The sequence below is a fragment of the bacterium endosymbiont of Bathymodiolus sp. 5 South genome (assembly GCF_900128535.1).
Classification (GTDB): domain Bacteria; phylum Pseudomonadota; class Gammaproteobacteria; order PS1; family Pseudothioglobaceae; genus Thiodubiliella.
In genome coordinates this window covers 1-1492 of record NZ_FQTR01000294.1, presented here as the reverse complement: position 1 = coordinate 1492, position 1492 = coordinate 1, and the positions used below count along the sequence as shown (strand labels likewise).

The following is a 1492-nucleotide window of genomic DNA, read 5'->3' as shown; positions in this document are numbered from 1 at the left end:
CCAAGCACTACTATTTGCTTGGTGAGATAGGTTGGTTAGGTTGTTGCCTGTGTCATAGGTATAAGTTTGATGGTAAGATTCTAGTGAAATCATAATATGGCACAGCGGTTTGTTTGTCGTCTTATTCTAGATGGCCTACTATCAGGTGTAAAACAATCCTGCATATCTCCACGAGGTGGCAGGGGTTTTTCAGCAGATATTAAAGGCATTTTTGGTTTTAAATATAGGAAAACGCTATCACCAGCGCTAATCCTAGTATCATCTAACTTTATAGAGGTTATCTTAAGGCTAAAAGTATTGGCAAGCCTTAAAGAAGACCTGCCGTTATCACTATTACCAACAAAATTACGATAAAATTTTGGGTAATCTCCGTCGGCTTTATAAATCTCTATTGCTTCTTTTGCGCTAGTGTTGGATATACCTTCTCTGAGAAATGTTTGAGGTAGCATGTTTAATGCACCTGCTATTTTTGTCATCCCTAAATACTGATAAGAGATTACTTCTGTTGCGTTCAAGCCAGAAGTGCAGTCTTTACCTCTAAAATTTGACTTAAAAGTTAACTGTCCTGTAGTGAAATCCATAATATTCTCAAAACCACTGGTAAAAGACGGAAAAGAGCGAGCTATAATTCTTAATGCTCCCTTGTCCTCCTCTGACATTGTGATAAATGTTGTATTGGCGTTTAGTGTGTCAAATTTATTAGCAGGATACATCCTAACAATTTTTTCTAGTCTTTTATATGATTTTGGAAAATAAAACAAGTTACTATTCTGATAAGTACCTCTAATAGGACTTAGTATGTCTATCTCATAATCTTCTACATCCATGTTGACTGAGGTAACTTTAACATGCCCTGTCGGATCTATATATTTAAGTGGATTGTTGTCCACATAAACATACAAATTCAAACCATCGGCACCTTGCGAATCAGGACTTATCCATCTGGCAAGCCATGGGGCTAGGTATCTGGCACCATAGTAATATAAGCCACTATTATCATCTCTTTCTTTGTCGGTATAGCGATAGCGTTTTTGTTGGACTTCGGTTTTGTCCTTGCCGGCAATGAGAGCAGTGCCACCATAAGGGTAGTAATGTTCATAACTGACAACTTGGGCTTTGTCGTTGAGTTCTAAGGTGCTGGATTGGAGGTGGCTGGTAAGTTGGTAGCGGGTTTGAGTAAGATTTTGAGTAGGGTTTGGCGCTTTGTCTTTGCTAGTTTCACTTAGAATATGGGAGCCAATGTGTATGGTTCTATTTTGTTGTTTTGCTCTATTAGTTGAGATATCTAATGAAGGCAGATAGTCTCTTTGGTTTTGCACTTGATTGTTAAATTCAACCACACTGCGGACTCGATTGCCTTGATAGTCGTAGACACAATACTCTGTGGCATTGGTTTTGTCTGCTTTAATGAGTTTATTCAAGGTATTGTTGTAGTGCCATTCTAGGTTGCCGATATTATTTAAACCTAATAGATTACCATTAGCATCAAAGT

At 38.0% G+C, this 1492-nt stretch carries 1 protein-coding gene; it reads right to left on the bottom strand.

The window, feature by feature from the left end:
• Positions 1 to 89: 89 nt before the first annotated feature.
• Positions 90 to 1492, bottom strand: a 1403-nt coding sequence (locus BBROOKSOX_RS12380; protein ID WP_257607872.1) for an RHS repeat-associated core domain-containing protein, incomplete at its 5' end; no start/stop codon positions are given.